The organism is Pontibacillus sp. ABV4_188 (genome assembly GCF_056311905.1).
The window spans coordinates 3,771,460-3,792,267 of record NZ_CM149975.1 but is presented as its reverse complement, the minus strand read 5'-3'; the positions used below and the strand labels follow the sequence as shown (position 1 = coordinate 3,792,267).

Annotated in this window: 21 protein-coding genes; 19 read left to right on the top strand and 2 right to left on the bottom strand. The window is 44.2% G+C overall.

Annotated features, from left to right (window positions below):
- The first annotated feature begins 125 nt into the window (after nt 1-125).
- Nucleotides 126-1,724 carry a CTP synthase gene (locus ACYX4O_RS19090; protein WP_476353184.1) on the top strand — a complete coding sequence of 533 codons (1,599 nt, stop codon included), beginning with the start codon at nt 126-128 and terminating at the stop codon, nt 1,722-1,724.
- A 200-nt stretch (nt 1,725-1,924) separates the two neighbouring features.
- Here ACYX4O_RS19090 and ACYX4O_RS19085 read toward each other — a convergent pair whose 3' ends face one another.
- On the bottom strand, nt 1,925-2,437 hold the full coding sequence (locus ACYX4O_RS19085) for a DUF2529 family protein (RefSeq protein WP_476357211.1): 513 nt from the start codon (nt 2,435-2,437) through the stop codon (nt 1,925-1,927).
- A gap of 201 nt (nt 2,438-2,638) precedes the next feature.
- On the opposite strand from ACYX4O_RS19085, the gene ACYX4O_RS19080 reads away from it, so the two are divergent.
- The 13 genes from ACYX4O_RS19080 (at nt 2,639) to ACYX4O_RS19020 (ending at nt 14,484) form a co-directional block, all read left to right on the top strand.
- Nucleotides 2,639-2,998 (top strand): response regulator, encoded by a 360-nt coding sequence (locus ACYX4O_RS19080; RefSeq protein ID WP_188650598.1) that lies wholly within the window; start codon nt 2,639-2,641, stop codon nt 2,996-2,998.
- Between the two features lie 188 nt (nt 2,999-3,186).
- Nucleotides 3,187-4,050 (top strand): class II fructose-1,6-bisphosphate aldolase, encoded by an 864-nt coding sequence (fba, locus tag ACYX4O_RS19075; protein WP_036780048.1) that lies wholly within the window; start codon nt 3,187-3,189, stop codon nt 4,048-4,050.
- A gap of 169 nt (nt 4,051-4,219) precedes the next feature.
- Nucleotides 4,220-4,858 (top strand): fructose-6-phosphate aldolase, encoded by a 639-nt coding sequence (fsa, locus tag ACYX4O_RS19070; RefSeq protein WP_476353182.1) that lies wholly within the window; start codon nt 4,220-4,222, stop codon nt 4,856-4,858.
- Nucleotides 4,859-4,935: 77 nt separating this feature from the next.
- Nucleotides 4,936-6,222, top strand: coding sequence for a UDP-N-acetylglucosamine 1-carboxyvinyltransferase (locus ACYX4O_RS19065; protein ID WP_476353180.1), 1,287 nt, complete (start codon nt 4,936-4,938; stop codon nt 6,220-6,222).
- Nucleotides 6,223-6,336: 114 nt separating this feature from the next.
- Nucleotides 6,337-7,305, top strand: a complete 969-nt coding sequence (gene glpX / locus ACYX4O_RS19060; protein WP_476353178.1) for a class II fructose-bisphosphatase — start codon at nt 6,337-6,339, stop codon at nt 7,303-7,305.
- Between the two features lie 362 nt (nt 7,306-7,667).
- Complete coding sequence (gene rho / locus ACYX4O_RS19055) at nt 7,668-8,957, top strand: transcription termination factor Rho (protein WP_188650588.1); 1,290 nt, start codon at nt 7,668-7,670, stop codon at nt 8,955-8,957.
- A gap of 191 nt (nt 8,958-9,148) precedes the next feature.
- Nucleotides 9,149-9,394 (top strand): type B 50S ribosomal protein L31, encoded by a 246-nt coding sequence (locus ACYX4O_RS19050; RefSeq protein WP_188650586.1) that lies wholly within the window; start codon nt 9,149-9,151, stop codon nt 9,392-9,394.
- A gap of 208 nt (nt 9,395-9,602) precedes the next feature.
- Nucleotides 9,603-10,220 carry a thymidine kinase gene (locus ACYX4O_RS19045; RefSeq protein ID WP_476357210.1) on the top strand — a complete coding sequence of 206 codons (618 nt, stop codon included), beginning with the start codon at nt 9,603-9,605 and terminating at the stop codon, nt 10,218-10,220.
- 234 nt (nt 10,221-10,454) lie between these two features.
- Nucleotides 10,455-10,880, top strand: a complete 426-nt coding sequence (locus ACYX4O_RS19040) for a hypothetical protein (protein WP_476353175.1) — start codon at nt 10,455-10,457, stop codon at nt 10,878-10,880.
- Nucleotides 10,881-11,094: 214 nt separating this feature from the next.
- Nucleotides 11,095-12,165 (top strand): peptide chain release factor 1, encoded by a 1,071-nt coding sequence (gene prfA / locus ACYX4O_RS19035; protein ID WP_476353173.1) that lies wholly within the window; start codon nt 11,095-11,097, stop codon nt 12,163-12,165.
- A 1-nt stretch (nt 12,166) separates the two neighbouring features.
- Entirely contained in the window at nt 12,167-13,030 is an 864-nt protein-coding gene (prmC, locus tag ACYX4O_RS19030; RefSeq protein ID WP_476353171.1) for a peptide chain release factor N(5)-glutamine methyltransferase, read from the top strand.
- A gap of 254 nt (nt 13,031-13,284) precedes the next feature.
- Complete coding sequence (gene spoIIR / locus ACYX4O_RS19025; RefSeq protein WP_476353169.1) at nt 13,285-13,989, top strand: stage II sporulation protein R; 705 nt, start codon at nt 13,285-13,287, stop codon at nt 13,987-13,989.
- Nucleotides 13,990-14,055: 66 nt separating this feature from the next.
- Entirely contained in the window at nt 14,056-14,484 is a 429-nt protein-coding gene (locus ACYX4O_RS19020) for a GNAT family N-acetyltransferase (protein ID WP_476353167.1), read from the top strand.
- A 137-nt stretch (nt 14,485-14,621) separates the two neighbouring features.
- On the opposite strand, the gene ACYX4O_RS19015 is transcribed toward ACYX4O_RS19020, so the two are convergent.
- Entirely contained in the window at nt 14,622-15,038 is a 417-nt protein-coding gene (locus ACYX4O_RS19015) for an organic hydroperoxide resistance protein (protein ID WP_476353165.1), read from the bottom strand.
- Nucleotides 15,039-15,194: 156 nt separating this feature from the next.
- On the opposite strand from ACYX4O_RS19015, the gene ACYX4O_RS19010 reads away from it, so the two are divergent.
- The 5 genes from ACYX4O_RS19010 (at nt 15,195) to ACYX4O_RS18990 (ending at nt 20,803) form a co-directional block, all read left to right on the top strand.
- Nucleotides 15,195-16,238, top strand: a complete 1,044-nt coding sequence (locus ACYX4O_RS19010; RefSeq protein ID WP_476353164.1) for an L-threonylcarbamoyladenylate synthase — start codon at nt 15,195-15,197, stop codon at nt 16,236-16,238.
- Between the two features lie 64 nt (nt 16,239-16,302).
- On the top strand, nt 16,303-16,857 hold the full coding sequence (locus ACYX4O_RS19005) for a manganese efflux pump MntP (RefSeq protein WP_188650572.1): 555 nt from the start codon (nt 16,303-16,305) through the stop codon (nt 16,855-16,857).
- Between the two features lie 236 nt (nt 16,858-17,093).
- Nucleotides 17,094-17,870, top strand: coding sequence for a sulfite exporter TauE/SafE family protein (locus ACYX4O_RS19000; RefSeq protein WP_476353162.1), 777 nt, complete (start codon nt 17,094-17,096; stop codon nt 17,868-17,870).
- A 21-nt stretch (nt 17,871-17,891) separates the two neighbouring features.
- Nucleotides 17,892-19,013 carry an MBL fold metallo-hydrolase gene (locus ACYX4O_RS18995; protein ID WP_476353160.1) on the top strand — a complete coding sequence of 374 codons (1,122 nt, stop codon included), beginning with the start codon at nt 17,892-17,894 and terminating at the stop codon, nt 19,011-19,013.
- A gap of 401 nt (nt 19,014-19,414) precedes the next feature.
- Entirely contained in the window at nt 19,415-20,803 is a 1,389-nt protein-coding gene (locus tag ACYX4O_RS18990) for a WG repeat-containing protein (RefSeq protein WP_476353158.1), read from the top strand.
- The last annotated feature ends 5 nt before the right edge of the window (nt 20,804-20,808 follow it).

Genomic DNA, 20,808 nt, shown 5'->3' with positions numbered 1-20,808 from the left:
ATGAATAAGCGCTCCCGTTAGATTTAACGGGAGCGCTTTTCTATTTTATAAAAAGATAATGAAATGTGTAGCATATAAGTATCGAAGACCTCCTAAGGATTAAATAAAGGAAGAGGGATGACGAAATGGCAGAAACGAAATATATCTTTGTAACAGGTGGGGTTGTTTCTTCACTTGGTAAAGGGATTACAGCAGCATCACTTGGTCGTTTATTAAAGAACCGTGGAATGAAGGTAACGATTCAAAAGTTTGACCCATACATTAACGTAGACCCAGGGACGATGAGTCCTTACCAACACGGTGAAGTATTCGTAACAGAAGACGGTGCCGAAACGGACTTAGACCTTGGTCACTATGAGCGTTTTATTGATATTAACCTAAGCCAATATAGCAACGTTACAACAGGTAAAATCTATTCTACTGTCATCAAGAAAGAGCGTCGCGGTGATTACTTAGGAGGAACGGTACAGGTTATTCCTCATATCACAAACGAAATTAAAGAGCGCGTTTTCCGTGCTGGTAAAGAAACTAACGCAGACGTTGTTATCACTGAGATCGGCGGCACAGTAGGGGATATTGAGTCGCTCCCATTCTTAGAAGCCATTCGTCAGATCAAGAGTGATATTGGGAAAGAAAACGTGATGTACCTACACTGTACACTTGTGCCATACATTAAAGCAGCAGGAGAAATGAAGACAAAGCCAACGCAACACTCTGTTAAAGAACTGCGTTCACTTGGGATTCAACCTGACGTGATTGTCCTTCGTACAGAGAGCGCAATTAGCCAGGATATGAAGAACAAGATTGCACTATTCTGCGATATTAATGAGAACTCCGTTATTGAAGCAGGGGACGCAGAGACACTTTACGACGTACCACTTATGCTTCAACAACAACACCTTGACCAAATTACGTGCGATCACTTCGGTTTAAACTGCGGTGAAGCGGATATGACAGAATGGAACGGTCTTGTAGATCGCGTGAAGAACTTAAAAGCGGAAACAACAATTGCGCTAGTCGGTAAGTATGTGGAACTTCCAGATGCATACATTTCAGTTGTTGAAGCACTTAAACACGCAGGTTATGCCTTTGATAGTGATATTAAAATTGACTGGGTGAACTCTGAAGAAGTGACACCTTCAAACGTTGAGGAAAAACTTTCTCACGCTGACGGTATTTTAGTGCCAGGCGGCTTTGGTGATCGTGGCATTGAAGGAAAAATTGAAGCTATTCGTTACGCACGTGAGAAGAAAGTACCATTCCTTGGCATCTGCTTAGGTATGCAACTAGCAACAGTAGAATTTGCCCGTAACGTACTTGGTTACACGGGTGCACACTCTGCTGAAATTGACCCAACAACAGCTCACCCAATCATTGACCTTCTTCCTGAACAAAAAGACGTAGAAGATATGGGTGGAACGCTTCGTCTTGGCGTATACCCTGCGAAATTATCAGCAGGCACACGTACAAAAGAAGCTTATGGCGAAGAAGTGATTTATGAGCGTCACCGTCACCGCTACGAGTTTAACAATCAGTACCGTGAAGAAATGGAAAACCAAGGCTTCCTATTCTCAGGGACAAGCCCAGACGGCCGCCTTGTTGAGATCATTGAACTTCAAGATCACCCTTGGTTCGTCGCATCTCAGTTCCACCCAGAATTCAAATCACGCCCGACAAACCCACAAAGCCTATTCCATGGCTTCATCGGAGCATGTCAGAAATAAACAAAATACTATACCAAAAAAGCCTGCCAGTCCCCTGGCAGGCTTTTCTATCCCCTATAACTTTAACGCGCTAAAAGAACAACGCGTGCCAGACACCCTGCACCACGGTAGAGCGCTAAATGGTGCCAGACACCCTGCAATGCGGTAGAGCACTAAATGGTGTCTGGCACGCACTATTACTTTACAGTGGTAAAGCTCTATTAGTCGAGGTCATATTCGTCGGTGATTTCTTTGACGGTGACGAAGAGGGCGTGATGGACGTAGAGCATGGCAATGGTGCTCGGGAATCCAACGCGGTCCATTTCAAATGGGAGAAGTGGACCGTTTGCTTTCGTGTCGATAAAGAAATCGGCCTGATCTTTAGCAGGGTTGCTTTCTTTCGTTGCTGCTGCAATAAGGATTACTTCTGCACCCTGCTCTTGAACGTTTTGAATAAAAGATAAAGCCGCTTCATCATTGGCAAATCGAGAAGCAACAATAACCCGGTCTAAGTGACTTAATGGAACAGATGATTCGTACACGTATTGCTTCGGTAATGGTTCAGGGCCCGAGCGCACTTCTGACTCGATTGCTTCCATTTCTCCGAAGCCTTTCACATAAATTGCGCCATCTCCCACAACCGCTTGAGAAAGGGAGCGAGCAACATCCTCTATTTGAAATTCTTCCTTCTCATGAATACCTCTGAAAAGGCCGGTAATTTGAGTAGCTAACATTTTAAGCACCGGCATGACCTCCTTTTGCTTGAACTCGCTCATATTGTACCGAGTTTTTCGCCATGGGTAAAATAATTGCTGTAAAGGGAATATAAGGGTTTTATGGATATTAGGCAGGAATAAACGATCTTGTAGGAGAATTTACATAACGTAGAGACCGTACATAAAAAAATGGATTAATTACTCGAATGGAGGGGAACTATGACGAAGACCGTATTAGTGGTTGATGACCAACCTGGAATACGCATGCTATTAAAAGAAGTCATTAAAACACTAGATTATAACGTAACGGAAGCTAAAACTGGGCAAGAAGCGATCGATTTCGTCAAAGAACAACACCCAGACCTTATGCTACTAGACTACAAATTACCGATTAAAGATGGTCTCGAAGTACTGAATGAATTGCAGTCTGAAGACTATCAAGTTCCTGCAATTTTGATGAGCGGTTTAGCAGAGGACGATCTGCAGGGAGCTCACTCTCATGCTCTTGTGAAATCGGTCGTTGGAAAGCCATTTAATGTACAAGAGATTAGAGAGATTATTTTGAATATTTTGCGATAAAACAGCGGTGTCGGGAAATTTTCAAATGTAAGCGCTGTCGGTTGATTGTGTTGTTGCACCAGTGGTACGGACTTGGTATGCTATACATGGAAAAGGTGTTAAATTCCTATGTCAGAGAATCGGAACGTATGTCAGTGTATACACTATACGTTGAGATTCTGTGAAAGTATATAAAGGAGGACTAGTCCATGCCGCTAGTATCAATGAAAGAAATGTTAGAAACGGCTAAAGAAAACCGTTATGGTGTTGGCCAATTTAACCTAAACAACTTGGAGTACGCTCAAGCGATTCTTCAGGCTGCTGAAGAGGAGAAGTCTCCAGTAATCTTAGGTGTATCTGAAGGCGCAGCACGTTACATGGGTGGCTTCAAAGTTGTTGTATCAATGGTAGAAGCACTTATGGAATCTTACGGTACAACCGTTCCAGTTGCGATTCACTTAGACCACGGTTCTAGCTTCGAAAAGTGTGCGGAAGCGATCCACGCTGGTTTCACATCTGTAATGATCGATGCTTCTCATGATCCATTAGAAGAAAACATCGCTGTTACGAAAAAAGTTGTAGAATTAGCTCACATCCACGGAGTATCTGTTGAAGCAGAACTTGGCCGTGTTGGTGGTCAAGAAGATGACATCATCGTTGACGATGCTGAAGCAGCTTACGCAATTCCATCTGAGTGTAAACAACTTGTTGATGAAACAAACGTTGACGTATTCGCTCCAGCACTAGGTTCTGTTCACGGCCCTTACAAAGGCGAACCAAACCTAGGCTTCGACCGTATGGAAGAAATCATGGGTCTTGTAGACAAGCCTCTAGTTCTTCACGGTGGTACTGGAATCCCAACTGATGACATCAAGAAAGCAATCTCCTTCGGTACTGCAAAAATTAACGTAAACACTGAGAACCAAGTATCCCAAGGTAAAGCGATTCGCGAAGTTCTAGCTGAAAAGCCAGACCTTTACGACCCTCGTAAATACATGGGCCCTGGTCGCGATGCGATTAAAGCAACTGTAATCGGCAAAATGCGCGAATTCGGTTCTTCTCAGAAGGCATAGTAAACAAAAGAGTAACCGCCGTGGAAATCGGCGGTTTCCTTTTATATACAATGAAAACGTTTTACTGATCGAAAGTACTAGTTCATTAGAGCTAAATGGAAGATCCTGTTCACGAAATGGCGCGTGGAGAGGGAAAAAACAATGCACATTATTAGGGGAGGAAATCGACATGAAATTTTTTATTGATACAGCAAACATTGACGAAATCCGTGAGGCAAACGCATTAGGAATCCTAGCAGGAGTTACAACAAACCCTTCACTAGTTGCGAAAGAGAAAAACGTATCGTTTCATGACCGTTTAAAAGAAATTACAGATGAAGTAGAAGGTTCTGTTAGCGCAGAAGTAATGGCTGAAGATGCAGAAGGAATGTTGCGCGAGGCAGAGGAATTAGTAAAGATCGCAAAGAATATTACGATTAAGGTTCCAATGACGCTTGAAGGACTAAAAGCTGTTAAAAAATTATCTGAAAAGGGCGTCAAAACAAACGTTACGCTGATTTTTAATGCTAACCAAGCGCTTTTAGCCGCCCGTGCGGGTGCCACATATGTATCACCATTCTTAGGTCGATTAGATGATATTGGTCAAAACGGCATGGACTTAATCGCCCAAATCGCAGAGATCTTCGACCGCCACAGCATTGAATCAGAAATTATCGCTGCCTCTGTCCGTCATCCAATGCACGTAACAGAAGCCGCTTTACATGGAGCACATATTGCTACCATTCCATTGAAAGTTATTAATCAGTTAGTAAAACATCCACTAACTGATCAAGGTATTGAAAAGTTCAACAACGATTGGAATAAATAAATCGTGCATGAACTTGGAAATATTGTGCAAAATAAGCCTACAAAAATTTAGGCTTTACTGAAAGAAGGGAGTCCGTCATGGAAAAATTACTTGTTGAAGGAGGTCACTCGCTTAAGGGTCAGGTGCGTGTTAGTGGTGCAAAAAATAGTGCAGTAGCTTTATTACCTGCAGCTATACTAGCTGAATCACCTGTCACCATTGAGGGGTTACCGAATATATCTGATGTTGACACTCTAAGCCACTTGCTGCAAGAAATCGGAGGACGCGTTTCTAAGCGTGGCCAAGATATCTATATCGATCCTTCAGACATGATCTCTATGCCCCTGCCAAACGGACGAGTAAAGAAGCTCCGTGCTTCTTACTACTTTATGGGGGCGATGTTAGGTCGCTTTAAGAAAGCTGTTATCGGTTTACCTGGGGGATGTCACTTAGGCCCTCGTCCAATTGATCAGCATATTAAAGGATTTGAAGCACTTGGAGCTCAAGTGACAAACGAGCAGGGTGCCATTTACCTGAGAGCAGAGGAATTACGTGGAGCACGCATTTACCTCGATGTGGTAAGTGTAGGAGCCACCATTAACATCATGCTTGCTGCTGTAAAGGCAAAAGGAAGAACGGTCATTGAAAACGCTGCGAAAGAGCCGGAAATTATAGACGTTGCGACCCTTTTAACGAGCATGGGTGCAAAGATTAAAGGCGCAGGAACAGACGTTATTCGTATCGAAGGCGTAGACCATTTAAATGGATGCCAGCATACGATTATTCCAGACAGAATCGAAGCAGGTACTTACACCATTATGGCCGCTGCTAAAGGTGAAGAGGTCATTATTGATAATGTCATACCGCTTCACTTAGAGTCCTTGATTGCGAAGCTAAGAGAAATGGGCATAGTGGTTGAAACACGTGATGACCAGCTACTTGTCAGGCGTTCAAACCCTCTTAAAAGTGTGGATATTAAGACGCTTGTCTATCCTGGTTTTCCGACGGATCTTCAGCAGCCGTTCACGTCTCTTCTGACGCAGGCAACGGGGACAGGCGTTGTAACCGATACGATTTATCAAGCGCGATTCAAACACATTGATGAACTGCGTCGCATGAACGCAGACATTAAAGTGGAAGGGGGTTCGGCCATAGTGAATGGACCGATTACTCTTCAAGGGGCAAAGGTAAAAGCTAGTGACTTACGAGCAGGCGCTGCTCTAGTTGCAGCTGGTTTAATGGCGAACGGCGTAACAGAAATTACAGGTCTTGAGCACATTGACCGAGGTTATGAGAATTTAGTGGAGAAGCTATCTGATCTTGGCGCTGTGATCTGGCGTGAAAAAATGACTGAGGCCGAAATCGAACAATTTCAAAATTCATAAAGTGTGTGTTCCATGGAGATGTGGGAAATAAGCATCGTATAAACGTGAAGGAGAAGCTCTTGTGGGAGGGAGCTTCTTCGCCGCTCACGTTTACAATCAAGGGGAGGAATTACCATGGAAAGAAGTTTAACAATGGAATTAGTACGCGTAACGGAAGCTGCTGCTCTAGCATCAGCTCGCTGGATGGGAAGAGGAAAGAAAGACGAAGCGGATGACGCTGCAACAAGTGCCATGCGTGACGTTTTCGACACGATTCCCATGAAAGGTACTGTCGTAATCGGCGAAGGGGAAATGGACGAGGCTCCTATGCTTTACATTGGAGAGAAACTCGGAAATGGATACGGGCCACGTGTTGATGTAGCGGTCGATCCTTTAGAAGGAACGAATATTGTTGCTCAGGGAACGTGGAACGCTCTATCTGTTCTCGCTGTTGCTGATCATAGTAAACTTCTTCACGCACCAGATATGTATATGGAAAAGCTGGCCGTAGGGCCCGAAGCAGTAGGTTCTGTGGATATAAATGCTTCCGTAGAAGAGAATTTGAAAGCTGTCGCAAAAGCAAAGAACAAAGAGGTCGAAGATGTTGTGGCGATTGTGCTAAATCGTAAGCGACATGAAGGTCTGATTGAAGAGATTAGGCAAGCTGGTGCGCGCATCAAGCTTATATCAGATGGTGACGTAGCCGCTGCGATCAATACGGCATTTGATCATACAGGCGTTGATATTTTGTTCGGAAGCGGAGGAGCACCTGAAGGCGTTTTAGCAGCAGCCGCTTTAAAATGTTTAGGTGGAGAAATTCAAGGGAAATTACTCCCGGAGAACGAAGAACAAGAAGAGCGTTGTATGAAGATGGGCATCGATGATATTCATAAAGTGTTACATATGGATGACTTTTGTGGAGGAGACGATGCCATATTCGCGGCAACAGGCGTAACGGATGGCGAGTTGCTTAGAGGTGTACAGTTTAAAGGTGTGCACGCAACAACTCAAACAATTGTTATGCGAGCGAAGTCTGGAACGATTCGCTTTATTGACGGTGATCATTCTCTGAAGAAGAAACCAAATCTAGTGATTAAGCCATAAATCAAACCAGTAAATGAGGATAGCATAAGCGACTGCTTCATCATGTATGAGTAGTCGCTTACCTATTCATGATCCTTTCTTTAGATTCTCTTACACCAAGGTCATCTTGGCTTCATAAAGGGTGCAGTCATTTTTTTTAATCTAGAGTTGAATAAACTGATGGATTAGGGTTAAAATGATAGTTGTTTAAAAAGCATCCATAAATATATTCGTTTTTTAAACCCCGTTGGCAAACTTCTATTCTAGCTTCTAAAGACTTCCTTCAATTAAAAGATCCATTTATTACCCATTACAGAAGCTATATTCGAACTGTTTCCTTTCATAGATTATAAAAAATAAATAAACATAGGTGTGGTGATATTGTGTCCGTTTCACTATCCATTTCGCATCTAGAGACATTGAATCTTAAGGAATTATACTCCTTAGCGCGTGAATACAAAGTCTCTTATTATGCGAAGCTAACGAAACGAGAATTAATCTTTGCGATCTTAAAGGCGCAAGCTGAAAAAGATGGCTTCCTATTCATGGACGGAATTTTAGAAATTATTCCTTCTGAAGGCTTTGGTTTCTTACGTCCAATTAACTATTCTCCAAGTGCAGAAGATATTTATATTTCAGCGTCACAAATCCGTCGCTTTGATCTTAGAAATGGCGATAAAGTATCTGGTAAAGTACGTCCACCAAAAGAAAACGAACGATACTATGGACTTCTTCACGTTGATGCGGTGAATGGGGAAGATCCCGATTCAGCAAAAGAGCGTGTCCACTTCCCAGCTCTAACGCCATTATATCCTGATCGCATGATGGGACTTGAAACTGAAACCAAAAAGCTATCAACTAGAATCATTGATCTAATGACACCGGTTGGTTTTGGGCAACGTGGTCTTGTGGTAGCACCACCAAAAGCCGGTAAGACAATGCTTTTAAAACAAATTGCAAACAGCATCTCTAAAAATCATCCTGATTCCAAATTGATTATTCTTCTTGTGGATGAGCGTCCTGAAGAAGTAACAGATATTGAGCGTTCTGTGCAGCCTGATGTGGATGTTGTGAGTTCAACGTTCGACGAGGTGCCAGAAAACCATATCAAAGTATCGGAGCTTGTATTAGAGCGCGCAATGCGCCTTGTTGAGCACAAGAAAGACGTTATTATTTTGATGGATAGTATCACGCGTCTCGCTCGAGCATATAACCTGGTGATCCCGCCAAGTGGTCGTACGCTCTCTGGTGGTATTGATCCTGCTGCGTTCCACCGTCCGAAACGCTTCTTCGGTGCGGCTCGTAACATTGAAGAGGGCGGTAGTTTAACGATACTTGCCACAGCCCTTGTCGACACAGGGTCCCGTATGGATGATGTTATTTACGAAGAATTCAAAGGTACCGGGAATATGGAACTTCACTTGGATCGTTCTCTTGCGGAGCGCCGCATCTTCCCTGCCATCGACATCAAACGTTCAGGTACTCGTAAAGAAGAATTGCTATTGCCTAAATCGCACCTTGAGAAGATATGGGCAATCCGGAAAACGATGGGCGACCAACACGACTTCGTTGACCGTTTCTTACGTCGCTTAAAATCTTCTAAGAACAACGACGAATTTTTCCAACTCATGGATGAAGAAATGAAAGGAAAGACAAGTTCACGTCGTTCATAGCAAGGTTTTTTAAGCCCCAATTACGAAAAAACAGGTCCTTTTAAGTCTTCGAATGGCTGTTGCATTTAGGAAGGGCTACTGTTATAATCTTTTTATGTGAGTTTAAGTTCGGCTGGGTCGATCCAGCCAATTAAAAGCTCTTGGAATAACTCTGTTTCCAAAGGACTCAGGGCAAAAAGGAGTGGAAAAGCATGAAGGAAGGAATTCATCCGAATTACCGTAAGGTCGTATTCTTAGATACGAGCTCTGACTACAAATTCCTAACGGGTTCAACGTTACATTCCGATGAAACAGTTGAATGGGAAGATGGCAACACTTACCCACTAGTCCGTGTGGAAATTAGCTCAGCTTCACACCCATTCTACACTGGTAAGCAAAAAGCTGACAAAGCTGGTGGCCGTGTAGATCGCTTTAAGAAAAAATACAACCTTGGCTAAGTTGCGATTCGTCGCTTAGTTTTGGAGATAAAAAACAGGCAAATTGTCTAACCTTTTGCCTGTTTTTTTATGCCATGAATAGCTACAGGAGCTAAAAATCACCTAAATTCTAGGTGAATGCCCCTTTTAAAATAGAGTTTTGATAGTACTCACGAAAGTGGTACAAGATAAGAAAAAGGAACGAGGAAGAGAAGGGAGAGACCGGCTTGTGCATGTGATGAAACACAGCGGGTGGATTGAAGTGATTTGTGGGAGTATGTTTTCTGGAAAATCAGAAGAGCTAATCCGCCGCGTCCGCCGTGCTACATACGGAAACCTTTCCGTAAAAGTATTTAAACCAGCGATTGATAACCGTTATGCAGAGGATTCTATCGTGTCTCACAATGGAACGTCTGTCTTAGCTCGACCACTGGACCATTCAACGGATATTCTTGATGTTGTGGATGAAAATGTAGATGTTGTAGGTATTGATGAAGTACAGTTCTTTGATGAGCATGTAGTTGAGGTTGCCCAAACCCTAGCTGATCGAGGCCACCGCGTCATTGTAGCCGGTTTGGATCTAGATTTTCGTGGAGAACCGTTTGGATGTATGCCAACCTTTATGGCTGTCAGTGAATCCGTTACAAAATTATCAGCGATCTGCCCTGTATGTGGCTCTCCAGCGACTCGGACGCAGCGCTTAATTGATGGACGCCCAGCTTCATATGACGAACCGATTATTCTAGTCGGAGCTTCTGAATCATATGAACCTCGTTGCCGACATCACCATGAAGTACCCAACAAACCCAGCCACGTCGTAAAAGCGACCCAAACCCAAAAATCATAACCACAAGCCCTTTCCCGCAGTGCGAGGAAGGGCTTTTTTATCATTAGCGCACGAAAGCACTAAAGGGTGCCAGACACCCTTTAGTGCAGTAGAGCAGTGCAGGGTGCCAGGCACCCTTTAGTGCGTTAGTGAAGAACAGTTCCCTTTTCTTCCTCGATTTACCTAGTGAGATGTATCATAGTCCGACTGCTTAAGGAGAAGCTAAGAGAAACAAGCCGAGAAGGAGGTTTCTCCATGAGAGCAGCTTTAGTGTCAGTAGGTTTAGTCGCAGCAACGTTGTTAAGTGCTTGCGCCTCTAACCCACAAGGAACAGATGAAGTGCGTGATGTTCAGTTCTTCGCAAAGAATACGGATTCATTAATGGAACACGAACCTAAACGCTCCCGCAATTTGCAATCTGATAATCCAATGCAGATCAACCAAGTAGGCGAAACTTGGGGACTAAAGAAAGATAAAGAAAAAGTCTTTGAAGCAGTCGATACGCTAGAAGGCGTAACGGTCAGGCGTGTTACGTTCAATAAAGATGTTGTGCGCGTTCGAGTTACCGTGGAAGAGAAGATCAAGAGCAACGATGAGCGAATGGTAAAAGCTAATAAGATCAAAACCGCCATTCAGCGTGCACTCCCTCGTTACAACATTCGCGTCAAGATCGTCGATTAACTTTAGCGTGCTAAAGGGTGCCAGACACCATATAGCACTTTATAGTAATAAAGCAAATTGCGGAAGGTCAGCTGATTTATGGCTGATCTTTTTACATAGGTAGATGGGCTTGATGGGCAGGGATTAAAAAAATGTGCGTTTATGACTTCTTTTGACTCCCATTATCGCCTATACTATAATTAGAATGTTATGGACAAAAAAGAGGTGGATGCAAGTGTTAGAAAGACTTCAAACCTTAGAAGATCGGTATGAAAAACTAAATGAATTGCTTAGCGACCCGGAAATCGTGAGCGATTCAAACAAACTACGTGAATACTCGAAAGAGCAAGCGGGACTTGAAGAAACGGTTCAAGTTTACCGTGAATACAAAGATACTTCAGAACAGCTTGATGAAGCGAAAGCTATGTTAGAAGAAGATCTTGATGAAGAAATGAAAGAAATGACTAAAGAAGAGATCTCTGAGCTCTCCGACGAGAAAGAAAAGATGGAAGAGCGCCTGAAAATCCTTCTTATTCCTAAGGATCCAAATGACGAGAAGAACGTTATTATGGAAGTCCGCGGTGCTGCAGGCGGAGACGAAGCCGCTTTATTTGCTGGTGACTTATACCGCATGTACTCTCGTTATGCAGAAGCACATGGTTGGAAGACAGAAGTCATTGAAGCTCACGAAAGTGAAGTAGGCGGCTATAAAGAGATTATCTTCATGATCAACGGTAGTGGAGCATTCTCTAAGCTTAAATTTGAGAACGGTGCACACCGTGTACAACGTGTTCCTCAGACGGAATCTGGTGGTCGTATTCACACATCTACAGCGACCGTTGCCTGCTTACCAGAAGCAGAAGAAGTAGAAGTGGATATCAATGAAAAAGAAATCCGCGTTGACACGTTCGCATCAAGTGGACCAGGAGGACAGAGTGTAAACACCACAATGTCCGCTGTTCGTCTAACGCACGAACCAACGGGTATCGTCGCTTCTTGTCAGGATGAAAAATCCCAGATTAAGAACAAAGAGAAAGCGATGAAGATTTTGCGTGCTCGTATTTATGAGAAGTTTCAACAAGAAGAACAAGCGAAATACGATGAAAACCGTAAATCCGCTGTTGGTTCTGGTGACCGTTCAGAGCGTATTCGTACGTACAACTTCCCGCAAAACCGCGTGACGGACCACCGCATTGGTTTAACGATCCAGAAGCTTGATAAGATCCTAGAAGGAAACTTAAACGAGATCACAGAAGCGCTTATTCTAGAAGAACAGACAAAAGCGCTTGCTTCGATCGGAGAATAAAATGGCGAAACACACAATTTGGGAAGCCCGTCGATGGGCTTCCTCTTTTTTAACGGAACACAATCGAGAAACAAATGTCGCAGACTTGTTACTGATGCACCATTTGGAGTGCGGTCGCGCCCAGCTTCTAGCTAATGCCAGAGATGAAGTAGGCGAAGAGATCTTCACTCAGTTTCAGAGAGACATCCATATTCATGCGGAAGAAGGCGTTCCCGTTCAGCATTTAATCGGACATGAGGAGTTTTACGGGCGTGAGTTTAAAGTGAACCCACACGTCTTAATCCCTCGACCTGAAACAGAAGAACTCATTGTTGCCGTTACGGAGCAATTGAAAAAGAAAGCCTTGCGAGAGCGCAAATTGAATATGGTAGACGTAGGGACAGGCAGTGGGATTATCGCCATTACATTAGCGTTAGAGCTAACGGAGGTGGAGATGCGAGCAGTTGACTTGTCCCCTGAAGCCTTACACGTTGCAAGGCAAAACGCAGCAACCCATAATGCTGACGTCTGCTTTTATGAAGGGAGCTTTCTTGAACCGATTATGGAAGCGGGAGACAAAATGGATGTAATTATCTCCAACCCTCCTTACATTCCGGAATCAGATCGCTCATCACTATCAGATGTCGTCATCAACCATGATCCTGAATTAGCGCTGTTCGCAGAAGATAACGGCTTAGCCGCTTATCGCGCTATTGTGAGTCAAGTGCCTCACGTGAAGGCAGAAGAAGCACTCCTAGCTTTTGAAATCGGCCATAACCAAGGAGAAGCCGTATCAGCTATCGTCAAAGAAACCTTCCCGGATGCAACAGTCAACGTCCTGCAAGACATCAATCAAAAAGACCGAATCATCCTAGCCTGGCTCTAAACGAGTCAGGCTTTTTTATTCCCCTTTCGCTCTAAAGCACTACAGCGTGCCAGACACCCTTCACCACAGTACAGCATAGAAGGGTGCCAGACACCCTTCACCTCTTCACAGCATGAAAGGGTGTCTGGCACGCTTTAGTTTGCTAAAGTGATAGATTTATTTTTTAGTAGATTTGTGGGTATAGGGTTTGGTTTGGGTGTTCATACTGTTTGTAAGAGAAAAGGACGAAACAAAACGAAAAGGGGACGGGGGATATGAATATGTTGAAGAAGGTGAACGTGAAGAAGGCAATTGGTGTTGTTTTGTTAGTGGTGCTTGGTGCCGTTTTATTTCCTTACACGCTTGAAGGGTATAATGAAGCACCAGATCGCGGTACGGATATTCAAGTAATTCCGGATCAAGCGATTCGTTTACGCATTCTAGCAAATAGTGACGGGGGTAAAGATCAGGCCATTAAGCGAAAAGTCCGAGATGCTGTGAACGCTGAAATTACCGTATGGGTAGAAGAGTTAACATCTATTGAAGCAGCTCGCGAGCTAATCCAAAGTCGTTTAGGTGAATTAGAAGACATTGTGGATAACGTGTTGAAAGAAGAAGGCATTCATCAAACCTATACTGTGGATTATGGAAAACAAGTGAAGTTCCCAGCTAAACTTTATGGGACTTATCTATACCCTGCTGGTGAGTATGAAGCTATTCTCATCTCACTTGGAAAAGGAGATGGCGCTAACTGGTGGTGTGTTCTATTCCCGCCGCTTTGCTTCCTTGACTTCAACAATGGCACATCGGTAGCTGCTGAGACAACAGACCAACCAGAGCCGTCACAGCAACCAGTCCAATCTGAAGAGTCTAGCGATTCAGAAGAAATCGAAGAGACTGAGGTAGAATCAAATGCAAAGGCTGAGCGAGAAGAAGTGGAAGTAAAGTTCTTCTTGAGTAAATGGTTCAACTTTTTATAGAAATCTATCATATCCTCTCTAGTACCTCATATAGATGGTAATAAGAACGCTAGGGAGGGAATGGAAATGATTGAACTAACTCATATAAAAGATCATGAAGAATCCACAATGGAAGACTTCTTTGGGGATAAAATGGAGGAACTTACCGACCGGGAAAGACTAATGGAACATGGCCATATCGTAACATTAAATGGAGAACAACAAGGATTTGTAGCGCTTGTTCCTGTTGAAGAAGGATCAATATGGCTTAGATCACTCTATTTTCAGTCTGGTGTACGACCAGAACTTGTCCTGACGCTTTTTGAAGTGCTGCAGCAGCATGTAGAAGAACAAGGGCTTGATAAACTCTATGTCTTTAGTCACCAGAGGACGCTCGAGCCTTTACTCAAAACGTATCAATACCAACAGATCAACTCTTCAGACGTCCCCGTAAAAGATGAAGATCGACCAGCCCAAACCGGGAACTGGTGGTGTTATACATCAAAAGCAATATAGTTATTCACACTTGTGGATAAAACCTGTTAATAACTTGTGCAAACATGTGGATGAACCCCCCTTTTATTCACATTTGCTATATAAAAAGAGGCTATCCAAAAATGGATAGCCTCTTCCTGCGTTCAATTAAGCCTGCTTTACACAGCCTTCGTTTCTAGAGATACTTCAATATTACCGCGTGTTGCTTTTGAATAAGGGCATACATCGTGTGCTTTATTCACAAGTTCTTCAGCTTTCGCTTGATCCACACCGCTGATCTCAACGTGGATTTGCACGCCAAGACCTAAGCCGTCATTGCCTTTACCAATGTCAACTTTAGCCGTTACCTTGGATTCAATGTCTTCACCAGACTGGTCCGCAACAAGGTTTAAAGCACCATCGAAGCATGCGGAATAACCACTAGCAAATAGTTGCTCAGGGTTTGTACCTTCGCCACCTGGGCCGCCAAGACCTTCAGGCGTAGACAGGTTATGTTCAACTTTATTATCTGACGTGGAAACCGAACCTTCACGGCCGCCTTTTGCTGTTGCTTCTGCTGTATAAAGTACTTTCATGAATAATCCCTCCATACATTTGTTTGCTTCACAATTACACTCTACCCGTTTAATCTAGATCTTACTCATAAGATTTTATAGAAAACTTGCGGAAAAGGGATAAGAAAGCTCATAATAAGAGAATAATGTTGGCAAACAAGAAAGGATGCTCGACAATTGAGTACAACCGAAACGAAATTTTGGACAATCGACCCGAGTAACGTCGATCCTATACAAATAGAAGAAGCAGCGGCGCTTCTTGAAGATCATCAAGCGGTAGCTTTTCCGACTGAGACCGTTTATGGACTTGGAGCAAATGCGCTGAACGAACAAGCGGTGCAAGGGATTTTCGATGCTAAAGGCCGCCCGGCGGACAATCCTCTTATTGTTCATGTAGCTGATAAAGATCAGATTGAAGAAGTCGTAACCCATATTCCGCCAATGGCTCATAAGTTAATTGATGCCTTCGCGCCTGGTCCGTTGACTCTTATTTTGGAAAGTAACGGCGCTTGTGCCTCTAATGTAACGGCTGGATTATCCTCAGTTGGTGTGCGAATTCCAGATCACCCCGTAGCGCGAGCTTTGCTGCAAGCATGTCGCCTCCCTCTTGCGGCTCCGAGTGCGAACCGATCAGGTCGTCCGAGCCCGACTTCAGCTGAGCACGTCTATAAAGATTTAAATGGTCGAGTAGCTGGAATTGTAGATGGTGGCCCTACAGGGGTTGGGGTTGAGTCAACAGTTGTTGACTGTACAGGTGATCGCCCGGTCATTTTAAGGCCAGGCGGAATTACAAAAGAGGACATTGAGGAAGTTGTGGGGCCGACGGATTTTGATCCAGCCTTAGTCAACCAAAAGGAAAAGCCAAAGTCACCAGGCATGAAATATACCCACTATGCCCCAGAAGCCCCTCTATGGCTAGTGGAAGGCGACCTCGCATTTCTGCAGCGTCAGGTCGATCAACTACAGAAAAACGATAAACGCGTTGGCGTCATTATTAGTCAGGAACATGCAGAACAGATTCAAGCCGATGAAGTTCAAGTATGCGGTTCACGTGATCATTTGAATGAAGTAGCTGTCCACTTATATGGCGCGCTTCGTTCGTTCTCAACAGAAACAATCGATGTTATACTTTGTGAGAGTTTCCCGGAACACGGAATGGGCTATGCGGTTATGAACCGATTGAAGAAAGCCGCGACGCAAGTCATTACTCAAGATAAATAGAATCTTCTAAACTCCTCCTCTTTCGCATATGCTGAACTAGCATGTCCCGAGGGGGAGTTTTTATATGGATTCGGTAACGATCATTGGAGAAATCGTCACCCTTGCCATGATGGCAATCGCATTAGGCATGGATGCTTTTTCAATAGGGCTTGGTATGGGGATGATCCCACTTCGCCTTCGTAAAATAGGTACCATTGGACTGACGGTAGGTATCTTTCACGTGATTATGCCTTTTGGTGGAATGGTGCTCGGGCGATTTTTATCTGCTCAACTAGGATCAGTAGCCACAGTGGCAGGTGGCGTTTTGCTTCTCGTACTAGGGGCGCAGATGTTTTACTCGTCCTTCAAAAAAGACGAAACGCCTGCTTTCACACCTGTAGGCTTTGGCCTCATTATATTTTCCTTAAGCGTTAGTTTAGACAGCTTCTCAGTGGGTTTGAGTCTTGGCATGTCCGGGGCAAGGACCCTCGTTACGTTAATTCTATTCGGTCTTGCAAGCACTGTACTGACATGGGGAGGACTTTTATTAGGTAAAAAAGTCCAAGGCCTCCTCGGCAAATACTCCGAAATGTTCGGCGGCAGCATCCTCTGCGCATTCGGACTCCAACTCATCCTATAACCCACGCGCTTCTTTAGTGCAGTAAAGACCCACAGCGTGCCAGGCACCCTGCACTGCTCTAAAGCAAAAAAGCGTGCCAGACACCCTTCATTGCGTTAAAGCGGTGGAGGGTGTTTTTTATGTTTTGTGAGTACATGTGGTGGTATAGGTATTGGGAAGGTATTTTTAAGGATAAAAAGTGGACGGGGATTGCAGACTAAGAGAGAAGCTGTGGCAGGTAAAGAGGTGCTAGTTGTATGGAATGGTCATTATTGATCACGGTTTTTGTTATTGGACTTGTAGGTTCTTTCGTGTCTGGTTTAGTAGGCATTGGGGGCGCTATTGTCAACTATCCGATGGTGCTTTACATCCCGCCACTTCTCGGTTTTGCAGCATTTAGCGCTCATGCGGCCGCGGGCATTGTGGCTGTTCAGGTTTTCGTTGCATCATTTGGAGGCGTATGGGGGTACCGGAAAGGGAACTACCTTCACAAGAAGTTAATTCTCTACATGGGGATCAGCATTCTCCTCGGTAGTTTATTAGGAGGATTTGGTGCCTCTTACTTATCTGAAAAAGTCGTCAATATTGTATACGGCGTCCTTGCCCTCATAGCCGTAGCGATGATGCTCATTCCTACTCACGAAGAGGAGGAGGGGAGCGCTCATCCTGATTTCAACAAATGGATCGCTTCTATTTCCGCCTTTCTTGTCGGAATTGGAGCCGGTATTGTTGGGGCAGGCGGGGCATTTTTGCTCGTTCCGATTATGCTAAGCATTCTTCACATACCGACCCGGATGACGATCGCTTCCTCATTGGCGATCACATTCATCTCATCTATCGGTGCCGTGACAGGCAAACTGTTCTCTGGTGATGTACCTATTATGCCTGCATTGGCCATTGGTATTGCAAGCATCATCACCTCGCAACTTGGAGCAGAAGCCGGGAAGAAAGCCAATACGAAAGTGTTACAAACGATTCTTGCCGTACTCATTATCGGTACAGCCATCAAAATTTGGTGGGACATTCTTTTCTAATTATGAACAGGAGGGGTTTAAATGGCACTACAACCATTAACAGTCGATGTATTAGCGAAGAAGATTTTAAACAATGAAGAAGTGTTTCTATTAGATATTCGAAAAGAAGAAGACTACGAAGGGTGGGCTGTTGAAGGCCGCAATGTTCGAAGTCTGAATATCCCGTTTAAACAGCTTGAGAGCGACCCAGGTGATGTGAAAGAGAAGCTTCCAAACGATCAGCCTGTATACGTTGTCTGTGCTCGTGGTATTTCTTCACAAAAAGCAGTCGACCTTCTAAAAGAAGCAGGTCTTGAGGAAGTAACGTACCTTGAAGGAGGCATGACGTCTTGGAGTGAACACCTTGAGCCCGTCAAGATTGGTGACCTCAACGGAAAAGGTGAACTGTATCAATTCCTTCGTCTTGGTAAAGGTTGCTTATCCTACATGATCATTGCGAACGGTGAAGCTGCTGTAGTGGATGCGAACCGCATGACGGGTCACTATGAGGAATTCGCTAAGAAGCAAAATGTCACGATTAAACATGTACTCGATACGCACCTACACGCTGACCACATCTCAGGCGGTAAGGAGTTAGCTGATCAAAACGGCGCCACGTACTGGTTCCCTAAACAAGATGATGTAGGCGTTGAGTTTTCTTATAGCGCTCTAGAAGATGGCAAGGAAATCTCAGTCGGCGATGTCACGATTGCTGCATTCTATTCTCCAGGACACACCATCGGAAGCACAAGCTTCATCGTTGATCAGGAATACCTGCTAACGGGAGACATTTTGTTCGTTCAATCCATCGGACGCCCAGACCTTGCAGGGAAAGCAGAAGACTGGGTAGAAGACCTTCGCCAGACGCTTTACAGCCGCTACAAAGAGGTTTCCCAGAACCTAACCGTGCTCCCGGCTCACTTTGGTAAGATGGAAGAGGTCAATGAAGAAGGTACCGTTCAGGCTAAGCTTGAAGACCTTTATAAGAACAATGATCGTCTTCAAGTAGAGGATGAAAGTGAATTCCGTCACTTAGTTACGGATAACCTTCCACCTCAGCCGAACAGTCACGAAGAAATTCGTAAAACGAACATGGGTAAAAAACAACCAGACGCAGACGAACGACGTGAAATGGAAGTCGGTCCAAACCGCTGCGCCGTATAATGTGTGAAGCCGTCCGAACTAGTTTCGGGCGGCTTTTTTAACTAAGATGAGAGGATGTTTCCGTTAGCTTGATTGAGTGGAAGGTGGGCATGGAAACTACTCGCTTTCCTGTGGGGAGCTGGTGAGCCTCTTTTGCCCACGGGAGTCTCGCAGTTTCCATGCCCACCTTTCCTATAATTGGCGGAAACGGAAACAAACCACATTTAGGTTTCAAGTGGTTATAGTAACGCCCAAACGGTGGGGCAGTGAACTAAAATACAGCGAGCCGTTCCCCAGACACCCCAAGCGCTCATTAACCGTACGCTCCCTTTTTGCACAAAAATAAGAGGATAATTTTCGAAAAATCCCCCCACTTCCTGCTACAATAGTAATAGACATAGGAAAATTGTGGAGGTGGAGAGGTGGGAGAGTGTAAGAATTGTGGAACCCCGGTTGAAAAGGGGGAGATGTGTGAGAAGTGTAAACAGCACGAGGAATACATACAACATAAAAACGAAGAATCCATGTTCGATTTTGAACCTCAGCAACATACATACGAAACACCTAAAAAGAATCAGGAGGAAAGTTCGGAATCATCAAACGAAACAACGGTAAAGAGTGTGCCCACTCTTCCTATTCGGCAAGAAGCGGAGTCGGAGGATCCGTTTTTATTCTCTGAGAAAACGGAACGAAAAGGCTTTAAACGGCCAAAGATAACATGGCTTATAGCAGGGATTCTCATCATCCTTATGAGCGCTGCGTTTTTCATTTATAGCGAGATTACTTCGAAGGACACGCTTTATTTCACATTAGATGAGAAATTTCAGTTAGGGTTCGTCAACGGAGCAGGAGAGTTAGTGATAGAGACCGATTATGATGGTACCTATCTCATGTCTCCGATTGAACCAAATTCAGGTATTTATGGTCGAGGTCCAGAACGCCTCATGGAAAGTTATTATTTCAATGGAGATCTTTATTTAGTCGGAACAGGAAAGCCAGGTGAAAAGAAGTCCTTTGGCTTTATTAATAAAGAAGGGGAATGGGCCATTGAACCCACCTTTGATTCAGCTCGTCAGTTTTACAATAACCGTGCCCTTGTATACACCGAAGGAGCACACGGTTTTATTAACCCGGAAGGAGAGTTTGTAATCCCACCTCAATACAAAGCAGCCAAAAGTTTTAAAGAGGGGTATGCCCCTGTCTTTAAAGATGGTCAATGGGGCTATATCAATAGAAGTGGGGATATGGTCATTAACCCTACCCTTGATGAAGCCTACCACTTTAACGACGGCGTAGCTCTTGTGATAAAAAATGGGCAGTACCAGTACATGGATACGAACGGGGAACAAGTGATGGGACAAACGTTTGAGAAAGGCTATGGCTTCTCAGAGGGCGTTGCTCCGGTGAGCGTCGATGGACAATTTGGGTTTGTCGACAAAGAGGGTAACATGAAGATCAAGCCTCAATACGACCGAGCGTTCCCTTTCCATGACGGCCATGCTACGGTTTGTGTGGATCAGAAATGCGGGGTCATCAACCAAGGTGGTCATATGGTAGTTGATATGGAATTTGATAAGATTAGCTGGTATGTCGATGGGTTAGCACACGCGTTCACCGGGGAGAAGCAAGGCTTTATTGATACAGAAGGAAACTGGAAGATTGACCTTGAAGGAAATTACGAGGCTGCGTTTCCTTTTTATAAAGGAATCGGGCTTACCATCAAGAGAGTCGATAACCCATCAAGGGGAGATGGGCGTCGTAATACATTCGAGTACAAAAATAAAAACGGAGAAACGATTCATGAATTTTAATCTTC

Coding starts and splice junctions, on each gene's coding strand:
- ACYX4O_RS19000 (WP_476353162.1), top strand. CDS start 17,094: ATGGAATGGTCATTATTGATCACGGTTTTTGTTATTGGACTTGTAGGT.
- ACYX4O_RS19020 (WP_476353167.1), top strand. CDS start 14,056: ATGATTGAACTAACTCATATAAAAGATCATGAAGAATCCACAATGGAA.
- ACYX4O_RS19065 (WP_476353180.1), top strand. CDS start 4,936: ATGGAAAAATTACTTGTTGAAGGAGGTCACTCGCTTAAGGGTCAGGTG.
- ACYX4O_RS19050 (WP_188650586.1), top strand. CDS start 9,149: ATGAAGGAAGGAATTCATCCGAATTACCGTAAGGTCGTATTCTTAGAT.
- glpX (WP_476353178.1), top strand. CDS start 6,337: ATGGAAAGAAGTTTAACAATGGAATTAGTACGCGTAACGGAAGCTGCT.
- ACYX4O_RS19080 (WP_188650598.1), top strand. CDS start 2,639: ATGACGAAGACCGTATTAGTGGTTGATGACCAACCTGGAATACGCATG.
- ACYX4O_RS19040 (WP_476353175.1), top strand. CDS start 10,455: ATGAGAGCAGCTTTAGTGTCAGTAGGTTTAGTCGCAGCAACGTTGTTA.
- prmC (WP_476353171.1), top strand. CDS start 12,167: ATGGCGAAACACACAATTTGGGAAGCCCGTCGATGGGCTTCCTCTTTT.
- spoIIR (WP_476353169.1), top strand. CDS start 13,285: ATGAATATGTTGAAGAAGGTGAACGTGAAGAAGGCAATTGGTGTTGTT.
- fba (WP_036780048.1), top strand. CDS start 3,187: ATGCCGCTAGTATCAATGAAAGAAATGTTAGAAACGGCTAAAGAAAAC.
- ACYX4O_RS19090 (WP_476353184.1), top strand. CDS start 126: ATGGCAGAAACGAAATATATCTTTGTAACAGGTGGGGTTGTTTCTTCA.
- ACYX4O_RS19085 (WP_476357211.1), bottom strand. CDS start 2,437: ATGTTAGCTACTCAAATTACCGGCCTTTTCAGAGGTATTCATGAGAAG.
- ACYX4O_RS19005 (WP_188650572.1), top strand. CDS start 16,303: ATGGATTCGGTAACGATCATTGGAGAAATCGTCACCCTTGCCATGATG.
- ACYX4O_RS19015 (WP_476353165.1), bottom strand. CDS start 15,038: ATGAAAGTACTTTATACAGCAGAAGCAACAGCAAAAGGCGGCCGTGAA.
- ACYX4O_RS18995 (WP_476353160.1), top strand. CDS start 17,892: ATGGCACTACAACCATTAACAGTCGATGTATTAGCGAAGAAGATTTTA.
- fsa (WP_476353182.1), top strand. CDS start 4,220: ATGAAATTTTTTATTGATACAGCAAACATTGACGAAATCCGTGAGGCA.